This is a genomic window from Stenotrophomonas sp. AGC87 (genome assembly GCF_057333975.1).
On the sequence record NZ_JBHFHW010000043.1, the window covers coordinates 137,897 to 155,490 of the forward strand.

Annotated in this window: 15 protein-coding genes; 10 read left to right on the forward strand and 5 right to left on the reverse strand. The window is 67.5% G+C overall.

The genetic code is table 11. The features are described from left to right. Window positions 1-56 precede the first annotated feature (56 nt). Window positions 57-2,066 carry a transketolase gene (gene tkt, locus ACE026_RS19705; RefSeq protein WP_486040518.1) on the forward strand — a complete coding sequence of 670 codons (2,010 nt, stop codon included), beginning with the start codon at window positions 57-59 and terminating at the stop codon, window positions 2,064-2,066. A gap of 167 nt (window positions 2,067-2,233) precedes the next feature. On the opposite strand, the gene ACE026_RS19710 is transcribed toward tkt, so the two are convergent. Both ACE026_RS19710 and ACE026_RS19715 read right to left on the reverse strand, forming a co-directional pair. Further along, on the reverse strand, window positions 2,234-4,180 hold the full coding sequence (locus tag ACE026_RS19710) for an acetyl-CoA hydrolase/transferase C-terminal domain-containing protein (RefSeq protein WP_486040520.1): 1,947 nt from the start codon (window positions 4,178-4,180) through the stop codon (window positions 2,234-2,236). Window positions 4,181-4,211: 31 nt separating this feature from the next. Continuing rightward, window positions 4,212-4,769: a flavin reductase family protein gene (locus tag ACE026_RS19715; protein WP_486040521.1), complete on the reverse strand. Its 558-nt coding sequence runs from the start codon at window positions 4,767-4,769 to the stop codon at window positions 4,212-4,214. Window positions 4,770-4,886: 117 nt separating this feature from the next. Between ACE026_RS19715 and ACE026_RS19720 the strand changes: the two genes are divergently transcribed. Genes ACE026_RS19720 through ACE026_RS19730 form a run of 3 tightly spaced genes read left to right on the forward strand, consistent with a single transcriptional unit; the run spans window position 4,887 to window position 7,013 of the window. Next, complete coding sequence (locus ACE026_RS19720) at window positions 4,887-5,252, forward strand: BlaI/MecI/CopY family transcriptional regulator (protein ID WP_486040522.1); 366 nt, start codon at window positions 4,887-4,889, stop codon at window positions 5,250-5,252. Continuing rightward, window positions 5,245-6,447, forward strand: a complete 1,203-nt coding sequence (locus ACE026_RS19725; protein ID WP_486040523.1) for a M56 family metallopeptidase — start codon at window positions 5,245-5,247, stop codon at window positions 6,445-6,447. The genes ACE026_RS19720 and ACE026_RS19725 overlap by 8 nt, the downstream gene beginning before the upstream one ends. Then, window positions 6,444-7,013, forward strand: coding sequence for a hypothetical protein (locus tag ACE026_RS19730; protein WP_486040524.1), 570 nt, complete (start codon window positions 6,444-6,446; stop codon window positions 7,011-7,013). Before ACE026_RS19725 ends, ACE026_RS19730 begins: the two co-directional genes overlap by 4 nt. Window positions 7,014-7,070: 57 nt before the next feature. Here the strand turns inward: ACE026_RS19730 and ACE026_RS19735 are convergent, their stop codons facing one another. Together ACE026_RS19735 and ACE026_RS19740 are read right to left on the reverse strand one after the other, a co-directional pair. Beyond that, on the reverse strand, window positions 7,071-7,877 hold the full coding sequence (locus ACE026_RS19735; RefSeq protein WP_486040525.1) for an MBL fold metallo-hydrolase: 807 nt from the start codon (window positions 7,875-7,877) through the stop codon (window positions 7,071-7,073). 10 nt (window positions 7,878-7,887) lie between these two features. Next, entirely contained in the window at window positions 7,888-8,712 is an 825-nt protein-coding gene (locus ACE026_RS19740; protein WP_486040526.1) for a S1/P1 nuclease, read from the reverse strand. Between the two features lie 111 nt (window positions 8,713-8,823). On the opposite strand from ACE026_RS19740, the gene ACE026_RS19745 reads away from it, so the two are divergent. Next, window positions 8,824-9,522, forward strand: coding sequence for an aspartate/glutamate racemase family protein (locus tag ACE026_RS19745; RefSeq protein ID WP_486040527.1), 699 nt, complete (start codon window positions 8,824-8,826; stop codon window positions 9,520-9,522). Between the two features lie 79 nt (window positions 9,523-9,601). Here ACE026_RS19745 and ACE026_RS19750 read toward each other — a convergent pair whose 3' ends face one another. Then, the gene (locus ACE026_RS19750; RefSeq protein WP_265309077.1) at window positions 9,602-10,231 is read right to left on the reverse strand and encodes an OmpW/AlkL family protein; all 630 of its coding nucleotides are present in this window, start codon (window positions 10,229-10,231) and stop codon (window positions 9,602-9,604) included. Between the two features lie 200 nt (window positions 10,232-10,431). On the opposite strand from ACE026_RS19750, the gene gap reads away from it, so the two are divergent. The 5 genes from gap (at window position 10,432) to ACE026_RS19775 (ending at window position 17,570) form a co-directional block, all read left to right on the forward strand. Next, window positions 10,432-11,433 (forward strand): type I glyceraldehyde-3-phosphate dehydrogenase, encoded by a 1,002-nt coding sequence (gene gap, locus ACE026_RS19755; RefSeq protein WP_019183902.1) that lies wholly within the window; start codon window positions 10,432-10,434, stop codon window positions 11,431-11,433. 177 nt (window positions 11,434-11,610) lie between these two features. Next, a complete protein-coding gene (locus ACE026_RS19760) occupies window positions 11,611-14,232 on the forward strand; it encodes a DUF2339 domain-containing protein (RefSeq protein WP_486040529.1) in 2,622 nt (873 codons plus the stop codon). Beyond that, complete coding sequence (locus ACE026_RS19765) at window positions 14,232-15,608, forward strand: DUF3999 domain-containing protein (protein WP_486040531.1); 1,377 nt, start codon at window positions 14,232-14,234, stop codon at window positions 15,606-15,608. The genes ACE026_RS19760 and ACE026_RS19765 overlap by 1 nt, the downstream gene beginning before the upstream one ends. Window positions 15,609-15,756: 148 nt before the next feature. Beyond that, window positions 15,757-16,932, forward strand: coding sequence for a phosphoglycerate kinase (locus tag ACE026_RS19770; protein WP_486040532.1), 1,176 nt, complete (start codon window positions 15,757-15,759; stop codon window positions 16,930-16,932). Continuing rightward, window positions 16,929-17,570 carry an HAD-IA family hydrolase gene (locus ACE026_RS19775; RefSeq protein WP_486040534.1) on the forward strand — a complete coding sequence of 214 codons (642 nt, stop codon included), beginning with the start codon at window positions 16,929-16,931 and terminating at the stop codon, window positions 17,568-17,570. The genes ACE026_RS19770 and ACE026_RS19775 overlap by 4 nt, the downstream gene beginning before the upstream one ends. Window positions 17,571-17,594 lie beyond the last annotated feature (24 nt).

Sequence of the window (17,594 nt, forward strand, 5' to 3'; positions counted from 1 at the left end):
TGTGGGACAATGGGCTGCCCGCAGCTCCGCGGGAGCCTCCCGACTCCGACAGAACCATGACGCAGCCTACCCGCCGCCAGTTGGCCAATGCCATCCGCTTCCTTGCCGCTGATGCGGTCGAAACCGCCAAGTCCGGTCATCCCGGCATGCCGATGGGCATGGCCGACATCGCCGAAGTGCTCTGGAACGACTATCTCCGTCACAACCCGAAGAATCCGAAGTGGTTCAACCGCGACCGCTTCGTGCTGTCCAACGGCCACGGCTCGATGCTGCAGTACGCGCTGCTGCACCTGAGCGGCTACGACCTGCCGATCGAGCAGCTCAAGCAGTTCCGCCAGCTGGGCAGCAAGACCGCCGGCCACCCGGAACACCATGAAACCCCCGGCGTGGAGACGACCACCGGTCCGCTGGGTCAGGGTCTGGCCAACGCCGTGGGCTTCGCCCTGGCCGAGAAGCTGCTGGCACAGCGCTACAACCGCCCGGAACACGAGATCGTCGACCACCGCACCTGGGTGTTCCTGGGCGATGGCTGCCTGATGGAAGGCATCTCGCATGAAGCCGCCTCGCTGGCCGGCACCTGGGGCCTGTCCAAGCTGGTCTGCTTCTGGGACGACAACCACATCTCCATCGACGGCAACACCGATGGCTGGTTCACCGACAACACCCCCGAGCGTTTCGAAGCCTATGGCTGGAACGTGGTGCGCGGCGTCGATGGCCACGATCCGGACAGCATCAAGGCCGCCATCGACGGCGCGCTGTCGCAGTTCGACAAGCCGACCCTGATCTGCTGCCGCACCACCATCGGCTTCGGCTCGCCGAACAAGGCCGGCAAGGAATCCAGCCACGGCGCCCCGCTGGGCAAGGATGAGCTGGACGCGACCCGCAAGCAGCTGGGCTGGCCGTACGGCCCGTTCGAGATTCCGGAAGAAATCTACGCCGGCTGGCGTGCCGGCGGTACCGGCACCCTGCGCCAGGCCGAGTGGGAACAGCAGTTCGACAAGTACGCCGCGCAGTTCCCGGCCGAAGCCGATGAGCTGATCCGTCGTTCGCACGGCGAGCTGCCGGCCGATTTCATCGCCAAGGCCGATGCCTACATCGCCCAGGTCCAGGCCGATGGCCAGACCATCGCCTCGCGCAAGGCCTCGCAGCTGGCGATCGAAGCGTTCGCGCCGCTGCTGCCGGAACTGGTGGGCGGTTCGGCCGATCTGGCGCACTCCAACCTGACCCTGTGGAAGGCCAGCAAGTCGGTCGCCACCGACGACCCGAACGCCAACTACGTGTACTACGGCGTGCGCGAGTTCGGCATGACCGCGATCGCCAACGGCCTGGCCCTGCATGGCGGCTTCATTCCGTTCGACGCCACCTTCCTGGTGTTCAGCGATTACGCCCGCAACGGCGTGCGCATGAGCGCGCTGATCCCGGCCCACGCGATCCACGTGTACACGCACGATTCGATCGGCCTGGGCGAAGACGGCCCGACCCACCAGCCGGTGGAGCATCTGGCCTCGCTGCGCTACATCCCGAACAACGATGTGTGGCGCCCGTGCGATGCGGTTGAATCGGCGGTCAGCTGGAAGGCCGCGATCACCCGCAAGGATGGCCCGAGCTGCCTGGTGTTCAGCCGCCAGAACCTGCCGCACCAGCCGCGCAGCACCGAGCAGGTCGCCCAGATCGCGCGTGGTGGGTATGTGCTGGCCGATGCGGAAGGTGGCGTGCCGGACGTGATCCTGATCGGTACCGGTTCGGAAGTGGGCCTGGCCGTGACCGCCAAGGCGGAACTGGATGCCGCCGGCATCAAGACCCGCGTGGTGTCGATGCCGTCTACCGACGTCTTCGAGCGTCAGGACGCGGCGTACCGTGAGTCCGTGCTGCCCAACGCCGTGCGCAACCGCGTGGCCGTGGAAGCCGGTGTCACCGGTTTCTGGCGCCAGTACGTGGGCCTGGACGGTGCGGTGGTGGGTATCGACACCTTCGGTGCGTCGGCCCCGGCGGAGGCGCTGTACAAGCACTTCGGCATCACCGCCGAGCACGTCGTGGCTGCGGCCAAGGCGCAGCTGGCGAACTGATGACGGCTGGATAGCGTCGAGCCATGCTCGGCGCCATCAAACGGAAGGCCGGCGAAAGCCGGCCTTTTCGTTCTGGATTGATGGACGGCGCGATCATCTGCCGTCTGCCCTGGCCTGGCGCGAGCCGCCCACCGGCCGGCACTACCCGCGTGCCAAGACGGCGCGCATCACGCAGTGCGCGCCAATCCCAACCGCACCAGCCGCGCCTCGATGCGTTCGCCGAACGTCTTCGGTGCCTCCAGCCCCATCCGCTGCAGGTAGGCCTGATCGCCATCGCCGGCCGGTTGCGTCACCGCAGCCAGCACCGTGCGCAGCTTGGCCATCGGCGTCTGCGTGTTCTGCTTCAGCCAGCCCAGCGCCTTGACCAGGTGCTGCTCGACCTCGGTGAAATCACTGCCCAGCGGGTAATCCGGCAGCAGGCCGGACTGGCGGAACGGTGCGAGCGATGTGCTGACCGCCGCGGCCGTGTTGCGCTGGCCATCGCCGGACGGAGTGAAACCGGCCGCCAGTTTCTTCGAGGCCTTTGCCTTGTCCAGCAATGCGGCCTGGAACTGTGCATCGGTGATCGCGGCCATGGCGATCACGCAGTCCTCGTCGGTCATGTTGCGCAGGTCGGCGATGCCGTACTCGTTGATGTAGAGGTCGCGCAGGTGCCGCGGGATCGTGGTGTGTCCGTAGTTCCAGCGCACGTTGGACTGCAACGTGCCCTTGTCCTCGCGGGTGGCGCGGAAGATCAGCGCACTGCGCGCGCCGGGCAGGGCATGCGCCATCGCCACGAAGTTGTACTGGCCGCCCACGCCGGAGACCACGCGGCCGTCTTCCAGCGCATCGGAAACGGCCGCGCCGAGCGCGGTGGCCATCATGCAGGAGTTGAAGAAGCGTGCATCGCGGCGCTGCATCCGCTCCAGCGTTTCATCGCCGCCGTAGAGCTGGTTGATCTCACTGATGCGGCGCATGCCGATTGCGCTGCGTTCCTCATCGGGCAGATCGCGCAGCCACTGGTAGAACTCCGGCGAGCCCAGATAGAACGCGCCGTGCAGGTACTCGCCCTCGGCCTCGAGCGTGGCGTAGTCGGTAGTCCAGGCGGTGCCGTTCTCGATCCGCTGCAGCAACGCCAGATCGTCATGCACCTTGCGCCGGATCACCCCGGTCTGGACCAGCCGGCGGAAGCCTTCGTTGAGCATTTCGCTGCAGCCGTACAGACCGATCTCGAACGGCTCCAGGCCACCGCACTCCAGCACGGTGGGGTGGCTGGCCAGACCGGGATCCAGCGCCTGCAGAATCTGGCGGTAACGCGCGTTGTCGGTATGCCGCAGCACCAGCGCATGGCTGAGCGCATCGGCCAGCGTGCCGATGCCGATCTGCAGCGTGCCGCCATCGCGCACCAGCGTGCTGGCGTACAGGCCGATCGCGTAATCGGCATCGCTGACCGGCTGGCGGGGCAGGCCGAACAGCGCCGGGTAGGGCCCCGGCGGGGTGATCACCAGATCGAAGAACGATACATCCACCGTGGCCGAGCCGGCCAGATAGGGCAGCTGCGGATCGATCTCGGCGATCATCAGCGGGCGTGGCAGCCCGCGCGCGACCATCGCATCCAGCGTGTCCTGGGTGATGTCGTTGTTGCATGACAGCGACAGGCGCCGATCATTCGCGCGCATCGCCACTTTCTGCACGATCGCATGCGGCGCGCGCTGGGCCACCGCATCGGCGGCGTGTGTGTAGTTCAGGCTGGTATAGCTGCGCTGGGCCTGCGAGGAATTCAACAATGCGCCGGACTGCATGTAGAACTCTTCCACCTGCACATGCGCCGGCAGCTGGTCGCGCACCATCGCATCGGCGTAGGCCAGGCGGGGGAAGTCCTCACCGAAATGACGCTCGGCGAACGGCTTCATGAAGCGTGCTTCCAGCCCGGCACCGCCGCGCGGCGGGTTCAGCGATAGTGCGGTGTACAACTGCAGCGGCCGCGAGGTGTCGTTTTCCACACGGGCATACAGCGCGTTGAGCAGCCGGTGCGGCTTGCCCAAAGCGAGCGGGGCACCAATGCGCAGGGGGCCATCGACCCGTTGCAGCAGCCAGTCGACGGCGGCGTCCAGGTCGGTCAGGTGTTCGGTCATGCGGCGCTATCCTGCGAAATCATGCGGGTCATTACAGCATTTCCGGTTTGAACAGACGGCGACGCGAGACTTCATCGCCGGAAAGCATGAACTGGCCATCGCCGCGGTAATGCACCGTGCGCGGCAGTTTCGGCGAGCGTGCGACGTGTGCTTTGACCACCTCCCAGATGAACAGCCCATGCCGTTTGATCTGGCTGCGGTCCGCCAGTCGGCACTCGAAACTGGCATGGCACTGGGCGATCAAGGGGGCCGCAACCTCGCTGGCGGCGACCGCCTCCAGCCCAAAGTGCGCGAACTTGTCGATCTCCGCGCCGCTGCTGTTGCCGATAGCCACCACCGTATCGAGCATCTCCGCGGTGGGTACATTGATGACGCATTCGCCACTGCGGCGGATCAGCTCGACACTGTGGTTGCCGCTGGAAATCATGGTCGCCAGGCGCGAGGGCGTGAACTCCAGCACCATGTGCCAGCCCAGCGTCATGATGTTGCGCTGGCCTTTCCAGGCCGAGCTGATCAGCACGACCGGGCCGGGTTCCAGGAAGCGGCGCACATCGTCCACTGGGTAATCGAATTTTCGGTAGCGTCTCATCGAGGGCTCCGCGGGGCATGCGCCGATGCTGGCAGCGCCTGCATGAACCGGCTGTCGAAGGGTTGACACCCGTGCTGATTACGGGCGTAATCGAATCGTCGATTACGGATGTAAATGATGAGCCAGATCAGTGAAGCCGAAGCCGTGGTGATGGAGGTGCTGTGGCGCAGCCACCCGCTGGGCGCTGATGATGTGGTGGCCGCGCTGGCCAGTCGCGACTGGGCCGAGCCCACCATCAAGACCCTGCTCAACCGGCTGCTGACGAAGGGGGCGGTCAGCGCCAGCCGCGACGGGCGTCGCTATCTGTACTCGCCGGTGCTGCAGCGCCAGGCCTGGGTGGCCGAACAGAGCGAGGGCTTCCTGGAGCGCGTGTTCGACGGCCGCGTCGCGCCGCTGGTGGCGCATTTCAGCCAGCGCGGGGAGCTCAGCGAACAGGACATCGCCGAACTGAAGCAACTGATCCAGGAGCTGGATCATGAGTGAGCTGCTCGATGGACTGCTGCAGGCCAGCGTGTGGTTGACGCTCGCGGCCGTGGTGCTGGCCGCAGTACGGCCGCTGCTACTGCGCCTGGGGGGCGCAGCGCTGGCCTACCGCAGTTGGTGGCTGCTGCCATTGGTGCTGATCGCCGCGTACCTGCCGCTGCCGCGGCTGCCGATCACCGAGACGGTCCCGGTGATGGTGATGGCCTCGGCGCTGCGCGCGCCTGGCGTGCCGACCGATGCCTCGCAGTGGCCGCTGCTGCTGTTGACGGTGTGGCTGCTGGGCGCGGTGGCGATGGCCGGCATCAGCTGGCGCGCGCAGCGCCGCTTCGAGCAGGCCCTGGGCGCGCTGCAGCCGCGCGCGGATGGCAGCTGGCAGGCCAGTGGCGACCCGGGCCTGCCGGCGCTGGTCGGCCTGTGGCGCCCGCGGATCGTGGTCGGCCCCGACTTCGAGCAGCGTTTCAGCCCGGCCGAGCAGGACCTGATCCTGCGTCATGAACACAGCCATCGCCGTCATGGTGATCCCTGGGCAAACGCCGCGTTGGCCCTGCTGCGCTGCGTGTTCTGGTTTCACCCGTTGCTGCCGTGGGCGGCGCGCCGCTTCCTGCGTGACCAGGAGCTGGCCTGCGACGCGCGCACGGTCGACCCGCATCCGGCGCTGCGCCGGCTCTACGCCAACGCGCTGCTCAAGGCGCAGTTGGTCCACCCGGTTGCACCGATGGCCTGCCACTGGCGCAGCCAACCGATGTTGAAGGAGCGTATTGCCATGTTGAAGGAACATAAGCGGAAGGCATTGCCGTGGTTGACCGGCCAGGTGCTGGTGGTCGGGATGTGCGTGGGGCTGGGCACCGTGGCGTGGGCCAGTCAGGGCGCAGCGGGTGAGCGCACTGCCGCGGCGACGCAGGACGTGGACGTGCAGGCGAAGGCGCGGGAGATGGGGCCGCCGAGGTACCCCAAGGCGGCGTTCGAGCAGAGCATCACCGGCAAGGTAGAGCTGCGCGTGGAGGTCGATGCGACGGGCAGGGCCGGTGCGATCCGCGTGCTCAGTTCGACGCCGGCGGGCGTGTTCGATGCGGTGTCGATCGAGGCTGCGCAGAAGTGGACCTTCGAGCCTGCCCTCAAGGATGGCAAGGCGGTCGCCTCGGCGGTGAAGATTCCGCTGACCTTCGCAATGGACGAACCGGGCACCACGCAGTGAAGCAGGCGCTGGTCATCATCGGGCTGGCGGTGGCCGTGGCAGGCTGTGCGGGCCACGACCAGATCACCACGGTGGACACCCGCGCCGAGAACGTGGGCCACCAGCGTCTGGATCCGAACGTCGGCGCTCAGGGGAGCGGAAAGGTGGAGACGTATCAGCTGGGGCCGACCGAGGGCTACCGGATGCCGCAACTCAATGCGGGGCCTGATCCGGTTGTCGGCGATCGCGATCCGCGCCGCGCGCTGGCACCGACGACGGTGTGCCTGCAGCTGGTGATCGATGCGGAAGGCAAGGTCGAACGCAGTCTGCCAGTGATCGATCGCAGCGACTGTGCCGCCGGCAATGCGGCGGAGAACGCGCCGCTCATGCAGGCTGCCCAGGAAGCGGTGGCGATGTGGCGCTTTGTCCCCGCGGCCGTCTGTCATTTCCCTCCGCAGCGCGTGCCGACGGATCGGGGAGACTGCGAAGGCGCCGAGCGCATCGAACCGGTGCCGGTAAGCCTGCTGTACGGCTTCACGTTCGAGATCGTGAAAGGGCAACACGTGGTGCGCCGGCAAGGACGCTGAACAGGTAAGGCGTAGTGTGCCAACCGGGCAACAGGGGGTGCCGGCCAGCGGCCGGCGCTACCTTTCCGGACCGCCCTGGATGTTGGCCTTCACCGAAGGCTCCATCAGTTTCGGCTCGGCCAGCGTGGCATCGCGCGCCTGGCGCGTGGCGACGAACTCGGCTTCGCTGATGCCGTCATGCAGGTGGATGTTGTGCACGCGCTGTTCGCCGATCGTGGTTTGATTGGCGACCTCGCGGCCACCCGGGCCGTAGTCGTGGCAGATGAACACACGCGTCGTATCCGACAATGCCAGCAATCGCTGGATCGAGCGGTACAGCTGCGCCGCGTCACCGCCGGGGAAGTCGCAGCGTGCGGTGCCGCCGTCGGGCATGAACAGCGAATCACCGGTAAACAGCGCATCGCCGATGCGATAGGCGACGCTGTCGCTGGTGTGGCCCGGTACCGCGATCACCTCGGCCGCGATATCCCCTAGCGTGAAGCGCTCGCCATCGGCGAACAGATGATCGAACTGCGAGCCGTCGGTAGGTACATCGAGCGCGTAACGCGGTGCGAAGGTGCGCTGCACCTGCACGATGCCCTGGCCCATCGCCAGGGTCGCGTCCGGCCACTGGGATTTCAGCCAGCGCCCGGCACTGACATGGTCGGCATGCGCGTGGGTATCCAGCAGCCAGCGCACCTGCAGGCCGTGCCGGCGCACATGCGCAAGCAACGGCTGCAGCGGCCCGGCGCCGAGGGCATCGGTGTCCGGGTCGTAATCCAGCACGGGGTCGATCACCGCCGCCTGCAACGTCGCCGGGTCATGCACCACGTAGCTGAAGGTGTGGCTGTCCGGGTGGAAGAAACTGGCAACGTGCAATGACATGGTACTGACCTCAGCGCTTGCCCAGGGTGTCGTTGAGCAGCACCGCCAGGCGTTCACCGGCCAGGCGCAGCTCGCGTTCGGCAACCGGGCGGTAGGTCGCCGCGTAACTCGGGTCCAGCGTACGCTTTGCCGGGTAAACGCCAGGTGCAATGGCGATCCGGCAGCTGGCTTCGGCCCATTGCACGGCATCGACAGTGATGTTGGAGCGCTTGCCGAACGTGGGCTTGGGCAGGGCGAGCAGGCGCTTGAGGTACTGGTCGTCATCCAGCTTCTGCTCGTTCAGCATGCCGCTGTCCCACAGCGCGTGCAGGTTGGTACCGCGGTTGTTGAACTGCACCTGGAAATCGTTGCCGCCCTTGTCGTGGCCGTAGCCGGCATGCATCGGCTGGTGGATGTCGCCGGCGAAATGCACGACGAACTTCAGCGCCTGCGCGCGCTCGGCGTCGGACTTGCTGCGGTCGCCGAGGATCGCGGTCTGCGCCTTCAGCGCCTCGACCACGCAGTTGCCGTTTTTGCAGTGCTTCTGCACTTCATAGCGGCAATCGTCTTCGCCGATGTTGACGTAATGCCAGCCGGCCGAGCGCTTGCCCAGGCCCGGGTCCTTGGCGCGCAGCTGATCGGCCCAGGGGGCGATGGCGTGCAGTGTCGGGTCCGGCTCGGCGGCGAGCAGGCGGTCAACCTCGGCCTGGGTCTGCGGGGTCAGCCGGGTTTCGGCGATCCGCGCCACCAGGCGGTGGCCCTGTGCGCCCCAGGCCAGGGCATCGGTGGAAACAAAGGTGAGGGCCAGCGCGAGGGCGGTGGCCGGGAGCAGGGAAGGCATTTTCATCCGCGGCATTCTAGCGGGCTGGCCGCGCGCGGGCTTGCCGGGATCTGGCCGGCTGCAGCGCTGGTCAGCTTGGGCTAGGCTCGCCGGGTGCCTGGCATCGGGCGGAAACCGGAGGTACCCATGGCCCACATCGTTGGCCTGATCGGCGGCATGAGCTGGGAAAGCTCGGCCCACTATTACCGCCTGATCAACGAGCAGGTGCGCGACACGCTGGGCGGCCTGCACTCGGGCCGGATCCTGTTGTGGTCGTTCGATTTCGCCGAGATCGAGGCACTGCAGCATGCCGGCGACTGGGACACCGCCACCCAGCGGATGATCGATGCCGCCCAGCGCCTGCAGGGCGCCGGCGCCACCGCCATCGTGATCTGCACCAACACGATGCACCGCATGGCGGATGCGGTGCAGGCGGCGATCGCCATTCCGCTGCTGCACATCGCCGACCCGACCGCCGAGGCGATCAAGGCCGCCGGGCTGCAGCGGGTGGGCTTGCTGGGCACGGCGTTCACGATGGAGCACGATTTCTACAAGGGCCGGCTCATCCAAGCGCACGGCCTGGAGGTACTGGTTCCCGAGGCCGATGACCGCGCGGCGGTGCACCGGATCATCTATGAGGAACTGGTGCAGGGGCAGGTGCTGCCGGCGTCGCGCGAGACCTACCGGGCGGTGATGCAGCGACTGGTGGACCGCGGCGCGCAAGGCATCATCCTGGGCTGCACGGAGATCATGCTGCTGGTCGGCGCGCAGGATGCAACGGTGCCGGTGTTCGATACGACCACCCTGCATGCGCAGGCGGCGGCGCGGCATCTGTTGGCCGAATGAGCCCAAAAAAGACCCCGGCCGAAGCCGGGGAAACTGTCTTGCTGCGAGGGTGTTGCCTTGGTGGGTTCTGATCCGCCGATCAGAACTTGAACACGTACGACACGCCGTAGGCGAGCGGGTCGATGTTGACGGTGCCGATCTTTTCGCCGTCGAGCTTGACCTTGCTGTCGATGTCCATCCAGCGCACATCAACGCGCAGCGAGCCCTTGTCGTTGATCGCGAAATCCAGGCCGGCATGGGCGGCCAGACCCCAGGAGTCTTCCATCTTCAGCTTGCTGCCAGCCAACGCGCCGCCGGTCTTCTCGCTGAAGAACGTGGTGTAGTTGATGCCGGCGCCCAGGAACGGGGAGACCTTGCCCTTGCTGTTGAAGTGATACTGCAGCGACACCACCGGCGGCAGGTGCTTGGTGCTGCCCACGTTGCCCAGGCCGGCGATGTTGATGTCGTGCTTGAACGGCAGCGCGGCCAGGAGCTCGATGCCCAGGTTGTCGGCGATGAAGTACTCACCGGTGATGGTCGGCTTGATGTCGTTGTCGACATCGACCTTCAGCGTGCCGCCGGCCAGCGAGCCGTTGTTGGACTTCGGGGCGACCTGGTGCACGCCGGCACCGATCGTCCAGTCGCCCTTGGACTGGGCCATGGCGGGGGCGGCGGCAAGCGCCAGGGCGGCGGCCAGGCTGGAGAGCAGGAGGGGGGAGGTCTTGCGCATGAGACGGTCTCGTGGCGGGTTGGAATGGCGCCAGTTTTCCCGTCCATGCGCCTGCGCGCCTTGATTCGGATCAATCCGGGTATTTACCGTTGTAACCGGTTCCCATTCGTCTTCCCCGGGCCGGGCCGGTTCCGGCCCTGCTAGAATGAACACCCCTTTCCATCGGCGCCGCACCGTCGCGGCTGCAGGAGCTTGTGAACATGGCAATCAAGGTTGGCATCAACGGTTTCGGTCGCATCGGGCGCAACGTGCTGCGCTCGGCCGTGCTGAACTTCGGCAACGACATCGAAATCGTCGCCATCAACGATCTGCTGGAGCCGGACTACCTGGCGTACATGCTGAAGTACGACTCCGTGCATGGCCGCTTCAAGGCCGACGTGGAAGTGTCCGGCAACGACCTGCTGGTCAACGGCAAGAAGATCCGTCTGACCCAGGAACGCGATCCGGCCAACCTGAAGTGGGACGAGGTCGGCGTGGACGTCGTCATCGAATCCACCGGCCTGTTCCTGACCAAGGAAACCGCGCAGAAGCACATCGATGCGGGCGCCAAGAAGGTGATCCTGTCGGCGCCGTCGAAGGACGACACCCCGATGTTCGTGTTCGGCGTGAACGACAAGACCTACGCCGGTCAGGCGATCGTCTCGAATGCCTCGTGCACCACCAACTGCCTGGCGCCGCTGGCCAAGGTCATCAACGACAAGTGGGGCATCAAGCGTGGCCTGATGACCACCGTGCACGCCGCGACCGCCACCCAGAAGACCGTCGATGGCCCGTCCAACAAGGACTGGCGCGGTGGCCGTGGCATCCTGGAAAACATCATTCCGTCCTCCACCGGTGCGGCCAAGGCCGTCGGCGTGGTGATCCCGGAATTGAACAAGAAGCTGACCGGCATGAGCTTCCGCGTGCCGACCTCGGACGTGTCGGTGGTCGATCTGACCGTCGAGCTGGAGAAGGAAGCCACCTACGCCGAGATCTGCGCCGAAGTGAAGGCACAGAGCGAAGGCGCGCTGAAGGGCATCCTGGGCTACACCGAAGACAAGGTCGTGGCGACCGACTTCCGCGGTGAGACCCACACCTCGGTGTTCGACGCCGATGCCGGCATCGCGCTGGATGGCACCTTCGTCAAGCTGGTGTCGTGGTACGACAACGAATGGGGCTACTCCAACAAGTGCCTGGAAATGGTCAAGGTCGTCGCTGCGTAAACCAGCGCTGCCCCTGCGTCATTCCACAGACCCCGGCCCCGTGCCGGGGTCTGTCGTTTCAGGGGTGCCCGCCAGGCCTTGATCCCGCGTGTGCCGCCGATCCATTAGCATGGCCCGCGTGCCCCGGCACTGCGCCTGCCGGGTGCAGCCGGGGCGACCTCTTGAGGATGGCCTGGAATGGAAGCTCTGATTGTCCTGCTGGTGCTGGTACTGCTGGCGATCCCGCTGCTGCTGATCGTGGCCCTGGTGATGATCGCCGGCCTGCGCCGTCGCGGGGCCGCGCTGGAGCAACGCGCGGCAGGTTCAGCCTGGGACGCCGTGCCGGCCACCGCCGCGCCGGAACGGCCACTGCGCTGGGCCGACATTGCGTCGGTCGACACTGTGTCCCCGCCGTTGGACGCCGCGCCGCGCACACCGGACGAACCGGCACAGCCGCCCCCGCTGCCGCCCCGGCCTGCACCGCCGCCGGCACCTGCCACACCGCAGGGGCCCGGCTTCGGCGAGCGCATCATCGGCACCCTCAAACAGTGGTTCACCGAAGGCAACGTGCCGGTCAAGATCGGCATGCTGGTGCTGCTGGCCGGTGTGGCCGCGCTGCTCAAGTACGCCAGCGACCAGGGCTGGTTGAACGCCCCGATCGAGCTGCGTCTGGCAGCCATCGCGCTGGCGGCGCTGGCCGGGCTGGTGTTCGGCTGGGTGCAGCGCGATACCCGGCGCCTGTTCGCGCTGGCGCTGCAGGGCGGGGCGATCGGCATCCTGCTGCTGACCATTTTCGCCGCGTTCAAGCGCTACGACCTGATTCCCGCCGCACCGGCGTTTGCGCTCAGCGTGCTGCTGATCGCCGGCATGGGTGTGCTGGCGGTGGTGCAGAATTCGCGCACGCTGGCCGTGCTCGGCATCCTGGCCGGCTTCATGGCGCCGATCTGGCTGTCCACCGGCAGCGGCAACCACGTCGCGCTGTTCTCGTATTACGCGGTGCTCAATGCGGCGATCCTGGCCATTGCCTGGTGGCGACCGTGGCGCGCGCTGAACCTGCTCGGCTTTGCCTTCACCTTCGGCATCGGTACGGCCTGGGGCGTGCTCCAGTACAGCGCGGACAAGTTCGCCAGCACCGAGCCGTTCCTGCTGCTGTTCTTCGCCTTCTACCTGCTGATTCCGATCCTCTATGCGCGCCGGCAGAGTGCGGAGAAACGCGATCTGATCGATGGCAGCCTGGTGTTTGGTACGCCGCTGATTGCGTTCTCGCTGCAGGCCGGCCTGCTGCATGACGATCGCCTGCTGCTGGCCTTGTGCTCGCTGGCACTGGCCGCGTTGTATGCGGGGTTGGCGTGGGCGTTGATCAAGCGCGAGCGCTATGCCGCGCTGGGGCAGTCGCATGCGGTACTCGCGGTGGGCTTTGCGACGCTGGCGGTGCCGCTGGCGCTGTCTGCACGGGCCACCGCCAGCGTGTTCGCGCTGGAAGGGGCTGCCTTGGCCTGGCTGGGTCTGCGCCAGCAGCGCTGGCTGCCGCAGATCACCGGTGCGTTGCTCACCCTGGGGGCCGCGTTCGGCTTCGTGGTCGGCGCGGACTACTGGCATCTGGACGCCACGGCCATCGCCAACCCGACCTTCATGAGCGGTCTGCTGCTGGCGCTGGCCGGTTTTGCCGCGGCCTTCAGCTATCGCCGTGCGCAGCGCGATGCACCGGCCATCGTCTATTACTTGTGGGGCCTGCTGTGGTGGCTGGGCAGTGTCAGCCACGAGATCCTGCGCTTCGTCGCGCACCGCAGCGAGCCCGATGCGCTGCTGATCGCTGCGGCCGTCACCGGTTGGCTGGCCGCCGAGATGCATCGGCGCTGGCCGGCACGCGCACTGGTGCTCACTACGCTGGCGATGGTGCTGGCCGCGTTCCCGTTGGCGCTGTGGCAGGCCGATGTGCACGACCAGCCGTTCGCCGGGTATGGCGCGCTGGCCTGGGCGGTGTTCGCGCTGCTGGGGGTACGCAGCCTGTGGTGTCTGCGCGCAGGCGACGACCGCACGTCGCTGGCGGCGCAGTTCCTGTGGTGGTTGCTGTGGCCGTCGGTGGTGTCGCTGGCCTGCCTGTGGCTGGCCGATCGTGTTGCGCTGGCACAGGGGTGGGGCCTGGCCCTGATGCTGCTGCCGTGGCTGCTCGTCACCGCGGTGGCGCTGTTGCGCTGGCGCTGGCTGACGGTGCCGCTTGGGGAACGCTTCGATCCGATGCGCACGCCGCTGCAGTGCACCTTGTTCGCGGTGCTTGGCGTGAGCTGGGCGGGCCTGTTGCTGGTCCCGGCCGGCGCTGCACCGCTGCCGTGGCTGCCGCTGCTCAACCCGGTGGAACTGGCGCAGCTCGCCGTTCTGGTGCTCGCCGCGCGCTGGCTGTGGTCCGCGCAGGCGCCGGACGGCCTGCGTGCGATGCGCATACCGGTGCTGGCGATTGCCGGGTTCGTCGCCCTGACCAGCATCACCCTGCACGCCGTGCATCACTGGGGCGGAGTGCCGTGGAACGAGCGCTTGTGGTCTTCGACCCTCGCCCAGACCAGCCTGACCGTGGTGTGGAGCGTGCTCGGCGTGATCAGCTGGGTGTGGGGCTCGCGCCGCGGGCAACGCGTGCTGTGGCTGGTCGGCGCGGTGCTGATGGGCGTGGTGCTGGCCAAGCTGGTGCTGATCGACCGCCAGCACCTGGGCAACCTGCTGGGCATTTCTTCTTTCATCGCCTACGGCCTGCTGTGCACGGTCGTGGGCTATCTGGCACCGGCGCCGCCGCGCGCGCCGGACCCCGCCGTGGAGCCGCAGTCTTGATGATCTTTCGCCCGCTGATCCTCCTCACCGCGCTGGCGCTTCCGGCGCTGGCGCAGGCCCAGTCCCAGGCCGCCGATGACCGCCAGGCCTATCGCCAGCAGTGGCTGCTGCAGCTCGCGCAGCCACAGGCCGGTGCCTACCGGCTGACGCTGGACGATGGCGTCTACCGCACCGCGGTGTCGCCACGCCTGGCCGATGTGCAGGTGTTCAACGCACAAGGCCAGGCACTGCCCTCGGCGCTGCTGGCCGCCGACCAGCCGCTGGCCCAGGCGCCGCAGTGGCAGACGCTGTCCTGGTTCCCGCTGCCGCCGATGGCCGGCACCTCCGGCGATGACCTGCAGCTGCTGACCGAGCGCAATACCGACGGCAGCGTGCGCCGGGTGGAAGCGCGGCTGGGGCGCGGTGGCGCGGCGGGGCAACCGGCCGGCTGGTTGATCGATGCCAGCGCGCTGAAGACCGGCGTGCAGGCGCTGCGCCTGGACTGGCAGACACAGTCGCCACTGCAGGCGCGCGTGCGCGTGGAGATGAGCAACGATCTGCGCGATTGGCTGCGCATCGCCGACGACGTGCCGCTGGTGGACCTGCAGCACGAAGGTCGCCGCCTGCAGCAGCGCCGCATCGAGATCGCGCGCCAGGCCAAGTACTTCCGCGTCCTGCCGATCGGCGCCGATGCCTTGCCGGCGCTGTCCACGGTGCAGGCCGAGCTGGCGCCGGCCGCGCAAGCGATCGCCTGGCGTTGGCAGTCGCTGAGCGGCACGGCGGGCAAGCCCGGTGAATTCGAGTATCAGCTGGACGGGCGCTTCCCGATCGCGCAGGCCGATATCGCCACCGCCGACAACAGCGTGGTGCAGTGGACACTGTTGAGCCGCGACGATGCCGATCAACCGTGGCAGGTGCGCGCCGGCCCGTGGGTGGCCTATCAGCTGCAGGACGCCGCCGACCGCCGCCAATCGCAGACCCAGCCGCTGGCACGCAGCACGCGCGACCGCTACTGGAAGCTGGTGGCCGGCCAGCCGCAGTCGATGCCGGCCCCGACGCTCAAGCTCGGTTACCAGCCCGAAGCGCTGGTGTTCCTCAGCCAGGGCGAGCCGCCGTTTGCGGTGGCCGCTGGCAGCCTCCGTGCCGAGCGCCAGGATGCCCCGGTGGCCACGGTGATCGCGCAGCTGCGCGAGCAGCATGGTGCGCAGTGGCAACCGGCGCAGGCAACCGTGCAGGGCGCAGCGGAGGTACTCGCCGGCGATGCCGCAGTGGCCCCGCAGCGCGACTGGAAACAGTGGCTGCTGTGGGCGCTGCTGGTGATCGGCGTGCTGATCGTCGGTGGCTTCGCGGTCAGCCTGCTGCGCCAGCCGCGTCTTAACGGGGACGGGGGTAGTTAAGCGCGCTTAACTACCTCCGTCCCCGTTAAGTAGCATCCGCTTAACTACCTCCGTCCCTGTTATGGATTTGCGATGCACCCGCGCAGCCGGGACAATGATCGTCTGCGCCGCACGGCGCCCTTCCTTCTTCAGAGCCAAAGAGTTGCTTATGTCCATCGTTCGCATGACCGACCTCGATCTCTCCGGCAAGCGCGTGCTGATCCGCCAGGATCTGAACGTGCCGATCGACAACGGCCAGATCACCTCCGAGCAACGCATCACCGCGTCGCTGTCGACGCTGAAGCTGGCGCTGGAGAAGGGCGCCGCCGTGATGGTGACCTCGCACCTGGGGCGGCCGAAGGAAGGCGTGTGGAGCGAGGCCGAATCGCTGGCCCCGGTGGCGCTGCGCCTGTCGCAGCTGCTGGGTGTCCAGGTGCCGCTGGTGCGCGATTGGGTAGATGGCGTGGACGTCGCACCGGGTTCCATCGTGCTGCTGGAAAACTGCCGCATGAATGTCGGCGAAGGCAAGGACGATGAAGCGCTGGCGAAGAAGTACGCCGCGCTGTGCGATGTGTTCGTCATGGATGCCTTCGGCACTGCGCACCGCGCGCAGGCCTCCACCCATGGCGTGATCCGCTTCGCGCCGGTCGCCGCGGGCGGTCCGCTGTTGATGGCCGAACTGGACGCACTGGCCAAGGCGCTGCTCGCCCCGGCCCCGCCGCTGCTGGCGATCGTGGCCGGCAGCAAGGTCAGCACCAAGCTCGAACTGCTCTCCAGCCTGGTCGGCAAGGTCGACCAGCTGATCGTCGGCGGTGGCATCGCCAACACCTTCATCGCGGCCGCCGGTTACTCGGTCGGCAAATCGCTGTATGAGCCGGACCTGCTGGACACCGCCAAGAAGATCGTGGCCGATGCCAAGGCGCGCGGCGCCGACATCCCGCTGCCGACCGACGTGGTCGTGGCCAAGCAGTTCCTGCCGGACGCCGAAGCCACGGTGAAGGCTGTCGCCGACGTGGCCGAGGATGACCTGATCCTGGATATCGGCCCGGATACGGCCCAGCATTACGCTGGCCTGATCGCCAAGGCCGGCACCGTGGTCTGGAACGGCCCGGTCGGCGTGTTCGAATTCGAAGCCTTCAGCCATGGCACCGAAGCGCTGGCCCGTGCCATCGCGGCCTCGCCGGCGTTCTCGATCGCCGGCGGTGGCGACACCCTGGCCGCGGTGGACAAGTACGACATCGCCGGCGAGGTGAGCTACATCTCCACCGGTGGCGGCGCGTTCCTGGAGTTCCTGGAAGGCAAGACCCTGCCGGCCGTCGCCGCGCTGGAGGCCCGCGGCTCGTGAGCCGCGATGTGCTGTTCTTCGATCTCGACGGCACGCTGATCGATTCAGCCGTCGGGATCACCGGGTGCGTGGCGCATGCGCTCACCCAGATGGGCCAACCGGTCCCGCCGCAGGCGGACCTGCGGCGCTGGATCGGACCGTCGCTGCGCACCAGCTTCGCGCCGTTGTTCAACGATCCGGCCCAGGTCGAGCAGGCGGTGACGTATTACCGCGAGCGCTTCGACGTGGTTGGCTGGCGCGAACACGAGGTCTACCCGCGGATCGGCCAGGTCGTGCAGGCCTTGAAGGAACGCGGCCATCGGCTGGCGATCGTCACTGCCAAGAACGAGCCGCACGCGCGTCGCATCGTCGAGCACCTCCCGTTCGGCGACTGCTTCGAGGACGTGATCGGGGCCACCCCGGATGGCAGCCGCAGTGAGAAGCCGCAGCTGGTGGCCGAGGCCCTGCGCCGGCTGTCGCTGACCCCGGCGCAGTGCTGGATGATCGGCGACCGGCGGATGGATATCGAAGGCGCGCGCCATCACGGGCTGCGCAATATCGGCGTGTTGTGGGGCTTCGGCGGTGCCGAAGAGCTCACGGCGGCCGGGGCGGCGCACCTCGCGCAGGCACCGGACGACCTGCTCACCCTGATCGATTGAGGGCCGCGGGGGGGGGGGGGACGC